This window comes from Ruegeria sp. HKCCA5929, from assembly GCF_013034525.1.
Taxonomy (GTDB): domain Bacteria; phylum Pseudomonadota; class Alphaproteobacteria; order Rhodobacterales; family Rhodobacteraceae; genus Ruegeria.
The window spans coordinates 137,009-153,987 of the sequence record NZ_WQGE01000001.1; the positions used below are offsets into that span (position 1 = coordinate 137,009).

At 57.7% G+C, this 16,979-nt stretch carries 15 protein-coding genes; 11 read left to right on the forward strand and 4 right to left on the reverse strand.

Translation table 11 applies throughout. The features are described 5' to 3' along the window. Window positions 1-6: 6 nt before the first annotated feature. Window positions 7-639: a MarC family protein gene (locus GOV90_RS00705; RefSeq protein WP_171089365.1), complete on the reverse strand. Its 633-nt coding sequence runs from the start codon at window positions 637-639 to the stop codon at window positions 7-9. Window positions 640-730: 91 nt separating this feature from the next. Here GOV90_RS00705 and GOV90_RS00710 point away from each other — a divergent pair, with 91 nt between their 5' ends. The 9 genes from GOV90_RS00710 to glmM all read left to right on the forward strand — a co-directional run bounded on the left by GOV90_RS00710 (window position 731) and on the right by glmM (window position 13,001). After that, the gene (locus tag GOV90_RS00710) at window positions 731-1,255 is read left to right on the forward strand and encodes a DUF6446 family protein (protein WP_171089367.1); all 525 of its coding nucleotides are present in this window, start codon (window positions 731-733) and stop codon (window positions 1,253-1,255) included. A 52-nt stretch (window positions 1,256-1,307) separates the two neighbouring features. Continuing rightward, window positions 1,308-2,474 (forward strand): sodium/glutamate symporter, encoded by a 1,167-nt coding sequence (gltS, locus tag GOV90_RS00715; protein ID WP_253284738.1) that lies wholly within the window; start codon window positions 1,308-1,310, stop codon window positions 2,472-2,474. Between the two features lie 9 nt (window positions 2,475-2,483). Beyond that, on the forward strand, window positions 2,484-4,703 hold the full coding sequence (gene glyS / locus GOV90_RS00720; protein ID WP_171089371.1) for a glycine--tRNA ligase subunit beta: 2,220 nt from the start codon (window positions 2,484-2,486) through the stop codon (window positions 4,701-4,703). A gap of 90 nt (window positions 4,704-4,793) precedes the next feature. Beyond that, on the forward strand, window positions 4,794-7,334 hold the full coding sequence (locus GOV90_RS00725; protein ID WP_171089374.1) for a putative PEP-binding protein: 2,541 nt from the start codon (window positions 4,794-4,796) through the stop codon (window positions 7,332-7,334). A gap of 187 nt (window positions 7,335-7,521) precedes the next feature. Beyond that, window positions 7,522-8,160 carry a cell wall hydrolase gene (locus tag GOV90_RS00730; RefSeq protein ID WP_171089376.1) on the forward strand — a complete coding sequence of 213 codons (639 nt, stop codon included), beginning with the start codon at window positions 7,522-7,524 and terminating at the stop codon, window positions 8,158-8,160. Window positions 8,161-8,233: 73 nt separating this feature from the next. After that, window positions 8,234-9,607, forward strand: a complete 1,374-nt coding sequence (locus GOV90_RS00735; protein ID WP_171089378.1) for a multicopper oxidase family protein — start codon at window positions 8,234-8,236, stop codon at window positions 9,605-9,607. Window positions 9,608-9,708: 101 nt separating this feature from the next. Beyond that, window positions 9,709-10,629 carry a dihydroneopterin aldolase gene (locus tag GOV90_RS00740; RefSeq protein ID WP_171089380.1) on the forward strand — a complete coding sequence of 307 codons (921 nt, stop codon included), beginning with the start codon at window positions 9,709-9,711 and terminating at the stop codon, window positions 10,627-10,629. Continuing rightward, window positions 10,626-11,624, forward strand: coding sequence for a dihydropteroate synthase (folP, locus tag GOV90_RS00745; protein ID WP_171089383.1), 999 nt, complete (start codon window positions 10,626-10,628; stop codon window positions 11,622-11,624). Before GOV90_RS00740 ends, folP begins: the two co-directional genes overlap by 4 nt. A gap of 33 nt (window positions 11,625-11,657) precedes the next feature. Next, window positions 11,658-13,001, forward strand: a complete 1,344-nt coding sequence (gene glmM / locus GOV90_RS00750) for a phosphoglucosamine mutase (protein WP_171089385.1) — start codon at window positions 11,658-11,660, stop codon at window positions 12,999-13,001. On the opposite strand, the gene GOV90_RS00755 is transcribed toward glmM, so the two are convergent. After that, on the reverse strand, window positions 12,998-13,900 hold the full coding sequence (locus tag GOV90_RS00755) for a DMT family transporter (RefSeq protein WP_171089387.1): 903 nt from the start codon (window positions 13,898-13,900) through the stop codon (window positions 12,998-13,000). The two genes, glmM and GOV90_RS00755, sit on opposite strands and share 4 nt — an antisense overlap. 132 nt (window positions 13,901-14,032) lie before the next feature. Next, window positions 14,033-15,055: a ketol-acid reductoisomerase gene (gene ilvC / locus GOV90_RS00760; protein WP_039534886.1), complete on the reverse strand. Its 1,023-nt coding sequence runs from the start codon at window positions 15,053-15,055 to the stop codon at window positions 14,033-14,035. A gap of 131 nt (window positions 15,056-15,186) precedes the next feature. Between ilvC and GOV90_RS00765 the strand changes: the two genes are divergently transcribed. Then, window positions 15,187-15,642: an Lrp/AsnC family transcriptional regulator gene (locus GOV90_RS00765; RefSeq protein ID WP_171089389.1), complete on the forward strand. Its 456-nt coding sequence runs from the start codon at window positions 15,187-15,189 to the stop codon at window positions 15,640-15,642. Continuing rightward, window positions 15,639-16,097, forward strand: coding sequence for an Lrp/AsnC family transcriptional regulator (locus tag GOV90_RS00770; protein WP_171089391.1), 459 nt, complete (start codon window positions 15,639-15,641; stop codon window positions 16,095-16,097). The genes GOV90_RS00765 and GOV90_RS00770 overlap by 4 nt, the downstream gene beginning before the upstream one ends. 6 nt (window positions 16,098-16,103) lie before the next feature. Here GOV90_RS00770 and GOV90_RS00775 read toward each other — a convergent pair whose 3' ends face one another. After that, complete coding sequence (locus tag GOV90_RS00775; RefSeq protein WP_171089393.1) at window positions 16,104-16,805, reverse strand: GntR family transcriptional regulator; 702 nt, start codon at window positions 16,803-16,805, stop codon at window positions 16,104-16,106. Window positions 16,806-16,979: the final 174 nt, after the last annotated feature.

Sequence of the window (16,979 nt, forward strand, 5' to 3'; positions counted from 1 at the left end):
GGCCAATCAGGCCAGCCCCGGCAGCAGCGCTTTGAGGCCATCCGCGATCATACTGATCGCGATGGCCGACAAGATCATACCCATAAAGCGGCTCATGATCACACGCGCGTTGCCCGACAGGCGTTCGGCCAGCCATGCTGCATTCCAGAAGGTGACCAGCAAAAGCGCGACGACCACCAGGAATACGCCTGCGAATACAATTACTTCGAAAGGCTTTTTCACGTGATGGGCGTACAAGATCAAAGTTGTAATGGTTCCGGGCCCAACAAGAATGGGAAAGGCCAGAGGGTAAAACGCGACGGTTTCAGCTGTGTGGTATTCTTGTTTCTCGTCTTCGGTTCCGTGGTGCGACGTACTCTCGTTGCCGTTGAGCATGTTGAAACCGATCATCAGAACGACCAGACCGCCCGCGACCCGCAAGTGATCGACCGTTATGCCAAACAGGCCAAGCGCCTGACTGCCCACGGCTGCAAACGCTCCACCCAGGATCAGGCAGTAGAGGGATGTTTTGATCGCAACTTTGCGCTGATCAGAGGCGGACAGGTTCTGCGTGACACTCAGAAATACCGGCAGGTTCGTCACTGGATTCATGATGGCAAAAAGCGCGCCGAAAAATCCAACGGCAAGGGTGGTATCCATACTTTTCGCCTTGGGTCGTTCTGTTCTGCGTTGAAATGTGGCCTATTTCTGAAAGACTTGAAAGTCCTTGCATGAAGGGAAGCATCGAAAGATGACTGGTAAAATTCTGGCGATCATCCTGCTTTTGTCCGCAGCCCTTGCAGGCGCAGGCATGTATTACTTGCAGGTCTACGGGTATTATTACGATGTTGAACCCCGTCCGGGTGAGGATGTTGTCTTGTTGGCTGACGCAGCACAGCCGCCGGTTGCTATTCCTTATTCTTCGTTTCAGGCCATAGACGCAGACAGCTCTCCGATCCGATACCGCGCCTGTTTTGAAACCGACATCGCGCTGGACGAGTTGCGGGCCACTTATGTGACGGCGGAAGAGGCAACACCGCTGACCGCGCCGGGCTGGTTTGACTGTTATGATGCGGTGGGCCTGGCTGACGATCTGAAATCCGGCAAGGCCCAAGCCTTTATTGGCCAGAAAAATGTGCATTACGGCGTTGATCGCATCGTGGCCATCACCCAGGACGGCAAAGGTTTTATCTGGCACGTTCTGAACAATTGCGGCGAAAAGGCCTATGACGGTACGGTGGTCGGAGAGGAGTGCCCCCCGCGCCCCGAGAACTGAGGAACTTGCCTTGGCCGACGCAGTAACAATCCCGGATTTCATCACGGCGACCATGGGTTTTGCTGTCTATCTGCTTGGCGCGCAGATTAACAGCAGGGTTGCGATGCTGCGGCAATTCAATATCCCTGAACCCGTCACTGGTGGACTTCTGGCATCGCTTGTCGTTCTGGCCCTATATCTGGTGTTCAACCTCGAACTGTCCTTCGAACTGAACACCCGCGATTCCCTACTGGTTCTGTTTTTCGCCGGGATTGGCCTGAATGCGCGGTTTTCTGATTTGATTGCGGGCGGTAAGCCTCTGCTCATTCTCCTGATTTTGACGCTCGTGACGATCATTGCGCAGAACGTGATCGGAGCGGCAGGCGCGTCGTTGTTTGGCTATCCCGCGCAAGCCGGCGTTCTGTTCGGATCCGCTGCCCTCATCGGCGGGCACGGGACCGCGATCGCATGGGCACCAGAGGTTGCAGGGGCGACCGGTTTGGAAGGCGCGACCGAATTGGGCGTTGCGGTTGCGACGTTGGGCCTGGTTCTGGCGGCTTTGGTCGGTGGCCCCATCGCGCGCCTGTTGGTTGAATCGCGCAATCTGACGCCTGATCGACCCGATGAGGAACACACGGTCGGGCTGCCCGATGATGAGCCAAAGCTTTCGGGCATCGACCATATCTCGATCATGCGCGTGCTGCTGCATCTGAATCTTGCGGTCATTTTTGGCTTTATATTGGGCGAGGCCATTGCCGCTGCTGGGCTGAAACTGCCTTTGTTTGTGCCCTGCCTTCTGATGGGCATCGTGATTTCGAACCTGAGAACGGCCTTGGTGCCGTCCGCCCCACCTGTTGCACGGACGCCCTCGCTGGCCTTGATCTCGGAATTTGCACTGGGTGCGTTTCTGGCGATGTCCTTGATGAGCCTTCAGCTTTGGACAATTGCCGAATTGGGGATGGCGATAGCGGTTATCATGTCGGCGCAGACGCTGTTCACGGTCGTCTTTGTAATTTGGGTGCTGTTTCCGCTTATGGGTTCAAACTACCGCGCGGCGGTGCTGGCTGCGGGTTTTGGGGGCTTTGCTTTGGGGGCTACACCCACCGCAATTGCAAATATGACCGCCGTGACCAAGCGATATGGTCCATCGCCTATTGCCTTTATTGTGCTCCCCCTTGTATCCGCCTTCTTTGTGGATATCGCAAATGCCATCGTCATTCAGACGATCGTCAATTTCTAAGGACCAACAATGCCTGACCTGCTGATCGAACTGTTTTCCGAGGAGATCCCCGCGCGCATGCAGACCCGCGCCGGTGAGGACCTGAAAAAGCGGATCACCGATGGTTTGGTCGAGGCGGGTTTGACCTATGCCGGGGCTGCTGCCCTGACCACGCCGCGCCGTCTGACGCTGGCGGTCGAAGGTTTGCTGGCGGAAAGCCCCACCATTCGTGAAGAGCGCAAAGGCCCCAAGGTCGGCGCGCCGGACAAAGCCATCGAAGGGTTCCTGCGTGGCGCTGGCCTGACCCGCGACCAGCTGGAAGAGCGTGACACACCCAAAGGTGCGGTTTACTTTGCCACCATCGAAAAGGCAGGGCGACCAGCGGCTGATATTGTCGCTGAGGTGCTGGAAGCCACCATCCGCAACTTCCCATGGCCCAAATCCATGCGGTGGGGCAGCGGCCCTTTGCGTTGGGTTCGCCCGTTGCATTCGATCCTGTGCATCCTGAATGATGAGGCAGGCGCGCAAACCGTGCCGCTTGAGGTCGAGGGCATAGCGTCCGGGGACACGACCGCTGGCCACCGTTTCATGGCACCAAACCGGTTTTCGGTATCGTCGTTCGAGGACTATGCCGCCCAATTGAAACGCGCATTTGTCGTGCTGTCGCCCGATGAACGGGCCGAGCATATCTGGAACGACGCCCAGAACATGGCCTTTGCCGCCGGTCTGGAAGTGGTGGAAGACAAGGGCCTTCTTGCAGAAGTCGCCGGGCTGGTCGAATGGCCTGTGGTGCTGATGGGGCAGATCGACGAGGAATTCCTCGAATTGCCGCCCGAGGTGCTGCAAACCTCAATGAAGGAACACCAGAAGTTCTTTTCCGTGAAGAACCCCAAAACCGGACGCATCGAGCGCTTTATCACCGTTGCAAACCGCGAAACCGCTGACAATGGCGCGACCATTCTGGCGGGGAACCAGAAGGTGCTGTCGGCCCGTCTGGCCGATGCGAAATTCTTTTGGGAGAATGACCTGCGCGTTGCCAAATCGGACATCGCCCAATGGACCCGCGCACTGGAGAATGTGACCTTCCACAACAAGCTGGGCACCCAGGCCGAGCGCATCGACCGCATCGCCGGACTGGCCCGCGAACTGGCGCAGGTAACCGGGGCAGATGCCGATCAGGCCGAGAAAGCCGCGCGTCTAGCAAAGGCCGATCTGAGTTCCGAGATGGTTTATGAGTTCCCTGAACTTCAGGGTCTTATGGGCCGCTACTATATCGAAGCCGCAGGTGAGGACGCCGCCGTTGCTGCCGTGGCGGAGGAGCACTACTCACCGCTGGGTCCATCGGACGACGTACCAACCGCACCGCTTTCGGTGACCGTGGCGCTGGCCGACAAGCTGGACACGCTGACCGGGTTCTGGGCAATCGATGAGAAGCCCACCGGCTCGAAAGACCCGTTTGCTCTGCGTCGCGCGGCGTTGGGGGTAATTCGTTTGGTGCTGGATAACGATCAGCGCGTCAGTTTAGACCGCTTCTTTGATAGCCAGTTAGTGCGGGCAGAGAGCGCCATCAATGAGGCGCTGCCGGATGCAAATGTCCGCGACCTTCTGGAGGAAATTGCAGATCACGGTGTATTTGGCGGTGCTTTTCAGGCAGTCAAAGAAAGAATTGGCGGATTGCCTGCGGCGGCGTTTCTTGAGTTAGAGAAAAAGGTTCCTGACGCATCCGATGACCTCCTCTCCTTCTTTCACGACCGCCTCAAAGTCTTCCTCCGCGACGAAGGTATCCGCCACGACATCATCGACGCCTGTATCGCGATGGAGGGGAATGACGACCTCAACCTGCTGGTCAAACGGGCCCGTGCTCTGAACGCAGTGATCGCGACCGAGGATGGGGAGAACCTCGTGCAGGGCTTCAAACGTGCCAACAACATTCTGACGCAGGCCGAGGAAAAGGACGGCGTCGAATACTCCTATGGCGCGGATGTGAAATTTGCTGAGACGGACAGCGAAAAGGCGCTGTTTGCGGCCTTGGATCAGGCGCAGGCGCAGATCGAACCGGCGTTGAAGGCCGAAGATTTCCCGACTGCTATGGCCGCCATGGCAAGCTTGCGCGGGCCGGTGGATGCGTTCTTTGAGGATGTGCAGGTCAACACCGACAATGACATCCTGCGGCGCAACCGTCTGAACCTGCTCAGCCAGATCCGCACGGTCTGTTCCAGCGTGGCCGATCTGACCAAAATTGAAGGTTAAATCTCTGGGCGCGCGGCAAATGCGCGCCCAGAACGCCCTTGCGCGAAAGGCGCAAGCGCTTATGCTGCACGCAAACCAAAAGGTGCTGCAGTGCAGAATAATCCGCATACCACGCTCATAACCTCCGACGCGCCGGTCACGGCCCATACCCATGGCGGGCGGGCCAAGTGCCTGCAACGGCTGGTCCGTCTTGAATTGCCTGTTCCGCGAACGGTCGCGCTGTCCTTTGACTCTGTGCACCAGATTGCCGAAGGCGAGATCCCGAACCTGGCCGCGATCCTCGAACAGTTTGACCCGGCGACGTTGCTATGTGTTCGACCCAGTTCCGAGGACCCGGATTGGGGCGGACCCGGGGCAGTTCTGAACATCGGCATGAACGATGCACGCTATGTGGATCTGTCGGAAAACATGGGGGCCGAAGCGGCTGCCGCACTGTATCTGAGGTTTGTACAAAGCTACGCGATCCACGTGGCACGCCTGGATCCTGATGTATTCGACGATATCGAACTGGACGGAAGCGAGGGCCTGCGCCTTTCGTTGCGGGCCTATGAAGATGAAACCGACGAAGCCTTTCCGCAAGACCGCGGAGAGCAGTTAATCGGCGTGTTACGGTCCATGGCGCGCGCATGGGATGGAACCTCGGCGCGTTTGTTGCGGCAGGCCAAGGGGGCACCGGCGGATGCCGGGCTGGGGCTGGTCATACAGGAAATGATCCCCGGTGTCGGGCAGGGCGAATGTGGCTCTGGTGTTTTGCAACTGGTCGATTCCACAACAGGGATGCAGCAGATCACCGGTCGTTATCTGAGCCAAAGTCAGGGCCGGGATGCGTTGGGTGAAGATGTTGCCGCGCTGTTTCTGGAAAAAGACCCGCGTGGCCCATCGCTTGAGGAAGTTGCACCCGAAGCCTTTTCTGAACTCAAGCAACAGGCCGCTTTGATGCGCGCAAAACTGCGCGAAGAAATGCAGGTCGAATTCGTTATTCAGAACGGTGACGTGCACATCCTGGATGGCGTGCGCGTACAGCGCAGCGCTCGCGCGGCTATGCGGATCGCAGTGCGTCTGGCGGAGGAAGGGATAATCCCGCCGCAAGAGGCGGTCATGCGCGTGGACCCTCATGCGCTGAACGAACTTCTGCACCGGCAGGTGCATCCGGATGCACGACGCGATGTTCTGACAACTGCCATTGGTGCTAGTCCCGGTGCATCGACCGGTAAGATCGTGTTCACCTCGGCTGAGGCGCAGGCAAGTGCCGCGCGTGGCGAAGCCTGTGTTCTGGTGCGTCGCGAAACTTCGCCCGAGGATGTGCGTGGAATGCACGCAGCTGTGGCCGTTCTGACAGAAAAAGGCGGGATGACCAGCCACGCAGCGGTGATCGGGCGCGGACTTGGGTTGCCCTGTATCGTCGGTGCGTCTGACATTCGGTTTCAGACCAAGAAGAAGATGCTGACAGCACCGGATGGTCGCGTCTTTAAAACCGGCGATGTTCTGACCATCGATGGCAGCTCGGGGCAGGTGCTGGCGGGGCAGCCTGCAATGCTCGAGGCGGCGCTCGACGACTGTTTTCAGACGTTGATGGCCTGGGCCGATGCAGAGCGCGACATTGATATTCGTGCCAATGCTGACACACCCGCCGATGCGCAGACTGCCCGGAATTTTGAGGCGCAGGGTATTGGCCTGTGCCGCACCGAACACATGTTCTTTGATCCCGGCCGTCTGATCGTAATGCGCGAGATGATCTTTGCACAAACCTCATCTGGTCGCGCGGCGGTGCTGGAACGGTTGTTGCCGATGCAACGCGAGGACTTTGTGCAACTTTTCCGTATCATGGAAGGCAAGCCGGTCTGTATTCGCCTGTTCGACCCACCGCTGCACGAATTTCTGCCCACGACCCGCAGCGGGCAAAGAGAATTGGCCGAAGCACTTGATCTGCCTGTTTCAGATGTCGAGCGCCGCGTTGCTGCCATGAGCGAATACAACCCAATGCTGGGTCTGCGCGGCGTGCGTCTGGGCGTAACCGTGCCGGAAATCTACGACATGCAGGCGCGCGCGATTTTCGAAGCAACGTTGGAGGCTCGAAAAAACGGGGCTGCAGTTGTGCCCGAGGTCATGATCCCTCTGGTTTCGGCAAAGCGCGAGGTTGAGCTGGTAAAATCCCGTATCGACTCGGTCGCAGCGGCTGTTGCGTCCGAGCAGGGGCAGGAATTCGACTATCGGCTGGGCGTAATGGTTGAAACGCCGCGCGCCTGTCTGCGAGCAGAAGAGATCGCCCCGCAAACGGCGTTTATGAGTTTTGGTACAAACGACCTGACCCAGATGACTTATGGCCTGTCGCGGGATGATGCCGGTCGTTTCATGTCAGCTTATGTGCGGCAGGGCGTCTTTGGCGAAGATCCGTTTCACGTCCTTGACCCGGACGGGGTGGGGGAGTTGTTGAAACTGGGGGCCGAACGCGGGCGCTCTGCAAAACCTGACGTGACCTTGTCTGTGTGTGGCGAACATGGCGGAAACCCCGAATCAATCGCGATTTGCCGGGATCTGGGGTTTGACTACGTGTCGTGCTCTCCGTTCCGGGTTCCGGTCGCTCGGCTGGCTGCCGCTCAACTGGCGATTTCGTCCAGACTTGGGGGTTGACAGAGCACGATATCCCAAGGATTAGTGGGTTATCTGATCACTCGTGGGCGAATTAAATCTTCGCTACGGGCGGATTTTCACTTGCTTTTTCCGAAAGACTGGACCTTTGCGCTCGATTGCGCTAGATGCCTCGTCGCGCCCGCCGGGGGAGGGTATGGCGCGAGAAGTGCCTGTGCGAGGTTATCTGATGCTACGTTATATACTGGCTGCTGCCACTTTGGCGGCAACCATGCTGCCAAGTGCGTCCTTCGCCGAGAGGGAAGCAACCGAAACCGCAAAGCAAGAGCTTGTGGCCCGTAACGAATTGCCGGGTCAGAGCTTTCGTGACTACTTCAAGCTGTTCCAGCCGCGCAAAGCCGCGCCTGTCCAAGTGAGCTATTCTAAGGATTGGCTTGACCAGCAACCGAAAGCCACAGGTGACGAGAACTGGAAGTGCCTGTCTGAGGCACTGTACTTTGAAGCGCGTGGTGAAAGCGTGCGCGGACAGTTCGCCGTTGCCGAGGTTATCCTGAACCGGGTCAAAAGCAGCCGCTTCCCGGACTCACTCTGTGGTGTAATCCGTCAGGGTACGGGTAAAAAATACCAGTGCCAGTTCACATACACATGCGATGGCCGCAAGGAAGTCATCCATGAAAAGAAAGCCTATGAGCGCGTGTCAAAAGTAGCCCGTGCGGCGATTGACGGTATAGCCAAAGAGCTGACCGAAGGGGCGACCCACTATCACACCACCGCAGTGCGCCCGTCCTGGTCGCGCGTTTACAAGCAGACTGCGCGGATTGGTGTGCACATCTTCTATCGCCACAACTATCGGACAGCGAGCAACTGATTGACGCACCCGCGCTGGAAGCTTGATGGCGAGGGGAAAGTTGCAGTCTATATTACGGGCCAGGAGGCCCGTAATGCTTTTTACACGAAGACACATTCTGAAAACGGCTGCTGCAGCCGCGACGCTGCCGCTTGCGGCACGGGCCGATTTCCCGTCGCTTGAAGCGCGCGAAGCCCGGCAACGTGTTGCGCCCGACGGATTTCCTGACACAACAGTTTGGAGCTTCGATGGCTCTGTCCCCGGAACCACCATAAGGGTTGGGCAGGGCAGACGTGTTCAGCGCAAGCTTGTGAATCAGCTTCCCCAACCGACCTCGGTTCATTGGCATGGAATCCGAATAGAAAACGCCATGGATGGTGTGCCCGGTTTGACGCAAGATGCGGTCGAAACGGGAGGTTCCTTTGACTATGACTTCGTCGCGCCTGATGCCGGGACCTATTGGTACCATTCGCATAACAGGTCAATCGAACAGGTTGCGCGGGGCCTTTACGGGCCGCTGATCGTGGAAGAGGCACAAACGCCAGATGTCGATCAGGACCTGATACTGATGCTGGATGATTGGCGATTAAACCCGGAAACGGCGCAGATAACAGACGATTTCGACAACGGCCATGATCTGAGCCATGCGGGTCGGCTTGGCAATATCGTCACCGTAAACGGGTCGTTTGACCCAGCCTTTTCTGTGCAAAGGCATGAACGCCTTCGACTGCGCTTGATCAATGCCTCTAACGCCCGGGTCTATGATCTGGATCTCGACGGTCTTTCAGGTTGGATCGCTGCCCTCGACGGCATGCCGCTGGAAACTCCGTTACAACTGTCAGGATCGTTCCCATTAGCACCTGCACAACGTGCGGATCTGATTGTCGACGTCGTCACCGAAGGTGATACCGCCAGTCTCGTCAGTGTTGAACGGGATGGTGCCTTTGGTCTGGCGCGGTTCGACGTTAAAGGCGATGCCGCAAAGGCGCAAAGGCAGAGCGTGTCAGCATTGCCGCCCAATCCTTTGCCGGAAATCAAGAATATTGAAGATGCACCCTTGCATAAAATGGTTTTGCAGGGCGGCGCGATGCGATGGTTGGAAAGCGCGCGGCTTGGCGCAACCGAGTTGTCAGGCCGTGAACTGGCACAGCTGGGTCGGTTCTGGGCGCTGAACGGTCATGCAGAACGGCCCGATGATCCATTTCTGGATGCCGCTATCGGCAGCCTGCACAGGGTGGAGTTCGTGAATGAAACAGCCTTTCCACACGCGATGCATTTGCATGGGCATCACTTCCGCTTGGTTCTGGATGACGGTTCCCTTGGCCCTTGGCGCGACACTGTTCTGGTGGGGCGGGGGCAAACTCGCCAGATCGCTTTGGTCGCGCATAATCCGGGCGACTGGCTTTTGCATTGCCATATGCTGGGACATGCCGCATCCGGCATGATGAGTTGGTTTAGGGTCGCCTGACGCCGCAATCGGCGGTTGGAATGGCGCTTGTTTGAGTGCTATAGGCCCCGGCAAAGCCTATAGTAGGCAATCTTTGCAACGAGCCCGAAAAGGCCTGACCCATGAGTTCTGAAATCCGCCTGGCATTTGCACACCCCTCTGAGAGGTCCGAGGCGACTTCTCCCCGAGGACCGCTGGATCGCATTTCGCTGCGCGATCACATCGTTGAAGTCGAAATCGGTGCCTTTCAGGCCGAACGGGGCACAACCCAACGAATTTGCTTTAACATCGTGGTCGAGGTGCGCCCGCTGACTGCCGATATTGACGACGACGTTGATCGGATTCTGTCCTATGACCGGGTCACCGAAGCCATAGCCTTTGAATTGGCTGCAGAACGCTTGAACCTGCTCGAGACGCTGGCGGAACGCGTGGCGGAGCGCATTCTTCTTGAACCTCAGGCCGTAAGGGTCTTTGTTCGCATCGAAAAACTGGATCGCGGTCCGGGGGCTTTGGGTGTTGAAATCGTACGTGGGAAGGACTCGGTCCATCACGAAATGGTCGAAGAGGAACGCCCGCATCCGCGTCTAGTTTACCTGTCGAACGAAGCCATTTCCTCGGACAATCTGACCGGTTGGATCGATCAGTTGGAGAACCGCCAGCGCCCGTTGATCCTGTGCGTCGGGGCGTCGGATCTGGACGCGCCCCAAACTGGCCACGCGATGACGCAGCGCCGTATCGATTTTCTGGCTATTGAACAGAATGCATGGGTTCTGGCGGCACGAGATCACCGCTGCGTGGTGGTTTCCACCCGGACGGAACTGGATTGGGCGATGAAGAACGGACAGATCTGTGTTTGGGCCCCGTCCAAGATTGTGTTGGATGCGGTTGACGGTCCTTCTGCTGCGCCATCTGATGCTGTGGCCCTTGCTGCCTGGTTCGCAGCAACCTTTGAAGCCAGCGAAATGCTGGTGATCGGCGGCGCATTGCCAAAAGAACCCAAAACGCCCTTGCGCGCGATTGCCGTGGATCAGGCCCAGCTGTGAGCATCTATTACAGACCACTGGTTCAGCATGGCCCTGTACGCCCTGTAGGCGCCGTGCCGCTGGCGGGTCAACCGCTTTGGTTCACCCATGTTGAAGCCTTGCGGCGCGGGGCGGACCCTGAGGTTATTGCGGTATCAGAGGTTCCGTCTGACTATCTTGGCCGTTTGACCCAAGCGCGGACTGACATTGCGGGCCTGGACATCCAGGTGCCGCATATCATGGGCATTCTGAATGCCACGCCGGACAGCTTCTCGGATGGGGGCGTCCACAGCTCGGCAGAAGCCGCGCGTACGGCCGCCGCAGATATGGTCGCGCAAGGGGCCACGATTTTGGATATTGGTGGGGAATCTACCCGCCCCGGCGCTGATTTTGTGCCAGCTGACACAGAAATCGCCCGCACACGCCCTGTGATCGAGGCGATCCGGGCGGAAACGGATGCTCTGATTTCGATCGACACGCGCAAGGCCAATGTGGCCAAAGCTGCCTGCGATGCCGGGGCCGGGTTGGTGAACGATGTTTCAGGCTTTACCTTTGATCCAGATCTGGCACCGTTTTGTGCAGCACAGGGCACCCCGGTTTGTGTCATGCACATGCAGGGCGATCCGGCCACGATGCAGGACAATCCGCATTACGACGATGTCTTGCTGGATGTGTATGACTTTCTGGAGAACCAGATTGCACTGCTGGAGGGCCTTGGCCTCAGCCGTGATCTGATCCTTGTTGATCCCGGCATCGGCTTCGGCAAGACCGAGGATCACAATCTGACCTTGCTGCGCAATCTCAGCCTGTTTCACGGTTTGGGCTGCCCGATCCTGCTTGGCGTGTCGCGCAAAGGTTTCATTGGTTCGATCGGGCAGGAGCCGCGCAAGACGGCGCGTGCACCGGGATCAATTGCGGTGGCTTTGGCAGGATTGTCTCAGGGCGTGCAAATCATTCGCGTGCACGACGTGGCCGAGACCTCTCAGGCCTTGCGCCTATGGGCTGCTGTCCGGTAATCCGGTCTCACGACAAATCACGGAGTGACACGTATGCGCAAGCTGTTCGGAACCGACGGGGTGCGGGGCACCGCCAACACGCATCCGATGACGGCGGAAATGGCCTTGCGCATCGGGGCTGCGGTTGGGCGTTACTTTCGCCGTGACGCGACGGGTGTGCACCGGGTTGTCATCGGTAAGGATACGCGCCTATCCGGTTACATGTTGGAAAACGCTCTGACGGCTGGTCTGACCTCGACGGGTATGAATGTGCTGCTTCTGGGGCCCGTACCAACGCCTGCCGTTGGTCTCATGACGCGGTCCATGCGTGCCGATCTTGGGGTCATGATCTCGGCCAGTCACAACCCGGCTGAAGACAACGGGATCAAGTTTTTCGGACCCGATGGCTATAAGCTGTCGGATCAGGCCGAGATCGAGATCGAACGGTTGATCGACGAAGGCGTCCAGCCCGCTCAGGCACAAAATATCGGCCGGGCGCGTCGTGTCGATGATGCGCGGTTCCGCTATGGTGAGCGTGTGAAATCCTCTTTGCCGCGTGACGTCAGTTTGGATGGTCTGAAAGTGGTCATCGATTGCGCAAACGGCGCGGCTCACCGCACTGCGCCTGAGGTTTTGTGGGAACTGGGCGCTGATGTCATTCCGGTCGGTGTCGCGCCTAACGGCAAGAACATCAACCTCAATTGCGGATCGACGAAACCGCAACTGGCCGCAGAAACGGTTGTGGCCCACGGTGCAGATGTCGGTATCTGTCTGGATGGCGATGCGGACCGGGTTGTTGTGGTCGACGAAACCGGTCAAGTGGCCGACGGCGATCAGCTTATGGCGCTACTTGCGACGGCATGGAAGAGGTCGGACCAGTTGAAAGGCGATGCTCTGGTGGCGACGGTGATGTCCAATCTGGGCCTCGAACGTCATCTGACAGGGCAGGGGTTGCGTCTGGAGCGCACGGCTGTCGGCGACCGCTATGTGGTCGAGCGGATGCGGGAAGGCGGGTTCAACCTGGGCGGCGAACAATCCGGTCATATCGTGATGAGCGATTATGCCACCACTGGAGACGGGCTTATGGCGGGCCTGCATTTTCTGGCTGAAATGGTTTTGTCGGGGCGCAAGGCTTCGGACCTGTCGAAACAGTTTGAAACGGTGCCGCAGTTGCTGAAAAACGTGCGCTATACCAGCGGGCAAACTCCGCTAGAGGTTCAGAGTGTTCAGGCCGCCATCGCAGATGCCGAAGCGCGACTGAACGGGCAGGGTCGGCTGCTGATCCGCAAATCCGGGACCGAACCGCTGATCCGCGTCATGGCCGAGTGCGAAGACGACGGGTTGCTGACTCAAGTCGTCGATAGCATCGTAGCCGAGGTCGAAGCCGCCACGGGTTAACGTCCAAACAGAACCTTGCGCAGGCTGAACCATTGGCTGATCGCCATGCCGGTCAGGATCAGGCCCAAGGCAATGTAAAAGCGCAGGGGCAGGGCCTCGGACAGGATCCATGCGCCGAACACCATCGACCAGATTGGAACCTGATAGTTCACCAATGTCAGGAAAACCGATCCGGCGCTGCGGGTGATCGAAACGCGCAGCAGGGTAGCAAAAGCGGTTGGGACCAATCCCAACACAATCATGGCGATTGTCGGGCGTGGTCCTTGCCACGTCGGCAGACCTTCGGTGAGCAGCATGATCGGTAACAGAAGTATGGCCCCGACGACCAGTGTCAGGGCCGCCAGCACCACGGGATCGACCGGGGGGCAACGCCGGGTCATCACTGAAGAACTGGCGTAACATAGTGCAGCTGTAATACAGGCCAATTGTGCCAACGGTTCCGCCCCTTGACCCAACTTTGCAAGGCCGGGGCCGATCAGAACCAATGCGCCTGAGAACCCAAGGCACACCCCCAGAAAGCGGCGCAGGTTCAGCGGTTCATCCGAGAAGAAATGCGCAAGCGGCAGCACCATCAACGGGATCGCGGCCATGGATAGACCTGCAAATGCCGAGGGCACAAATTGCTGTCCCCAACTCAGCAACATGAATGGAACGGCTGTGGACAGGACACCGATTAGCACAATCGAAGTGCTGAACGCTGGTGTCAGAACCGGCAATTTGCGACCGGTTGCCCACATCAAAAGCAGCAGGGTCACAGCGCCCAGCGTCGTCCGAGAGGTCGCAACTGTGATCGGGCCGTAGCCTTCAAGCGCCATGGCAACGACCATGAATGTCGCGCCCCAGATAAGGCCCAGCGTGAAAACGCCGCTCCAGTCCTGTTTTGTAGGCTGTGGCACCATTTGTTTGTCCTGCTGCGGCTGCGTGAAACGTAAAAAAGTTAATCTGACCGGGTGTTTATGTGCTGCGCCGCTTTTTTGTGCAAACGAAAAAGGGCGACCACTCGGGCCGCCCTTGTGCTGACAGAGGTCAGATTAGTTCTTTTCTTTGTCGACCATTTTGCCGGCCGAAATCCACGGCATCATGCCGCGCAGTTTGGCACCGGTTTCTTCGATCATGTGCTCGTCATTGGCGCGGCGCGACGCTTTGATGGTTGGCTGGCCAACGGCGTTTTCCAGCATGAAGTCGCGAACGAATTTACCCTGCTGGATGTCGTTCAGAACCTCTTTCATGCGCGCTTTGGTTTCGTCGTATTTCAGGATACGCGGGCCGGTGACATACTGACCGTATTCGGCAGTGTTCGAGATCGAGTAATCCATGTTGGCGATGCCGCCTTCATAGATCAGATCAACGATCAGCTTCACTTCGTGCAGGCATTCGAAATAGGCCATTTCCGGCGCGTAACCGGCCTCGACCAGCGTTTCAAAGCCGCAGCGGATCAGTTCGACCAAACCACCGCACAGAACGGCTTGTTCACCAAACAGGTCGGTTTCGCATTCTTCGCGGAAGTTGGTTTCGATGATGCCCGAGCGACCGCCACCAATGGCTGAGCAGTAGGACAGGCCGATTTCCAGCGCTTTGCCTGTCGCGTCATTGTCTACGGCGACCAGGCAGGGCACGCCGCCGCCTTTGGTGTATTCGCCACGTACGGTGTGGCCGGGGCCTTTGGGGGCCATCATGATGACGTCGACGCCTTCTTTCGGCTCGATCAGGCCGAAGTGGACGTTCAGGCCGTGAGCGAACGCGATCGCAGCACCCGGCTTGATGTTGTCGTGGACGTATTTCTTGTAGGTTTCAGCCTGCAGCTCGTCGGGCATGGTGAACATGATGACATCACACCAGGCTGCCGCTTCGGCGATGCCCATGACTTCCAGACCTTCCGCTTCGGCTTTCTTGGCCGAAGGCGAGCCTTCACGCAGGGCGATGACCAGGTTCTTGGCACCCGAGTCACGCAGGTTCAGCGCGTGGGCGTGACCTTGCGAGCCATAGCCCAGGATGGCCACTTTTTTGTCTTTGATCAGGTTGATATCGCAATCGCGATCGTAATAGACGCGCATTTCGCCGGTCCTTTCAGGTTAGATTGCGGCGGTTTTACATGCCTGATCGTGTGTTGGCGATAGCGTTGGGCTTGAGTATTTGAGAAAAAGGTGAAGAATAATTCGCCAATAGTGATAAAAGTAAAAAAATCATGCTTGATGACATTGACCGGCGTATTTTACGCCACTTTCAGGCCGCGCCTAGCCTGACAACATCGGAATTGGCTGATCTGTGCCGGATCAGCGCCGGGGTCTGTTGGCGGCGGATCGAAAAGATGCAGGCGGCCGGGATTATCGAAGGACAAGAGGCCGTGATTGACTGGACCGCCATGGGTTATGCGGTCGAGGTTTCGCTTCGGATCACGCTGGACAAGACTCAGGCGCGGGCCTTTGACGAGTTTACCGAGGCCGCGCGCGATGTGGCCGAGGTGGTTGAGATCCAGACCTTTCTGGGACGTGTGGATGTACGCCTTTCGGTTATTGCCAAGGACATGAACCACTACCAACAGCTGTATCGCGATCGGATTCTGACTTTACCTCATATCGCCGACATCGAAGCGCTGATGCATATCGCGCGGGTCAAACGGGATGAGGTGCTGCCGGTATGATCGAGTTGGACGAAGTTGACCGCCGCTTGCTGCGCGCTCTGCAACAGGACGCGACACAAAGCGCGGGTGCGTTGGGGCGCAGGTTTGGATTGTCTCAACCCGCCACCTGGCGGCGTATCCGCCGGTTAGAAGAAGCAGGGATCATCAAGGGGCGGCGTTTGCGCTTGAACGCCGAGGCGCTGGGCTTTGGGGTAACGGTGTTTCTGGGTGTGAAACTCGGGCGAAAAGGTCAGATCAGCCTTGAGGATTTTGAACGCGCCGTAAGTGCCATTCCCGAGGTGCAGACTGTCGAGCATGTTCTGGGCTTATATGATTATCGCCTGCGCGTTGTCGCACGGGATCTATCTGATTTTGAACGTGTGTTGCGGCGCCGGATCATGACCTTGCCCGGTGCAGGGGATGTCGAGGCAAACGTTTTGCTGAGCGAAGAACGCTTGCCCGGACCGCTTGGTTGAGATGCCTCAGTATTTTGTACGGACGCAATACCCCGGATGGTGGGTCATACGGGCGAACGTCAAAGGTTTATCCTCTTTCCACGTGGTGCGTTCCATCTGAATCATGGAGGTGCCCGTTGTGGTGCCCATAAACTCTGCCAGTTTTGCGTCGGCCGAGATCGCGCAGAAGGCGATTTCGGCCTCGGTGAATGGGGCTGCGTGCAGTAGCCATTCATGCGGCCCGTGTCCGCTCAGGTCAGCGGTTTCCACATCCGGGACCGCGTCGATATTGATCCAGCGCTCTTCCAACTGAAACGGTCGGTTGTCCGCGTAGTGCATACATGTGACATGCAGAACACGCATGTCATTAGGCAAATCCAATTGCGAAGCTAACCAGCCGGGGCTTTCCACGACGTTACGCCCGACCAAAGCATAGCGATAGGTCGCGTTTTGGCTTTCAACCATTTGACGGGCCAGAGAAAACTCAAGCTTGGCGTGTTTGCTTGGTTCCTTTTTGACCCGCGTTCCGCTTTTGCGTTTGCGCTCAACAAAACCCTGTTCGGCCAATTCCCTTAGGGCGCGGTTCACAGTGGCACGCGCGCAATTGAACTCTTCGGCCAATTGCGTTTCGGTTGGTAAAAGCGATCCTTGTGGCCAGACGCGGCTTTCAATACGCCGTTTAACTTCGTCTCGAACGGACTGGAAGCTTATCCGCTTTTGTATAGTCACGGGTGGAATTATCCCTTCAAGTATAAAGTGTGTGCATCTGTTCAGAAGCAAGCAGAAGTGTAAAGGGGAAGGTGACACTACTTGGCGTCATTTATGGGTGATTCAGCAGGATCTGGCGCAGCATTTGTGATTAAGCGCAGCATGCCGTTGCGTCACCTTTTTTGTCGCGAAAGT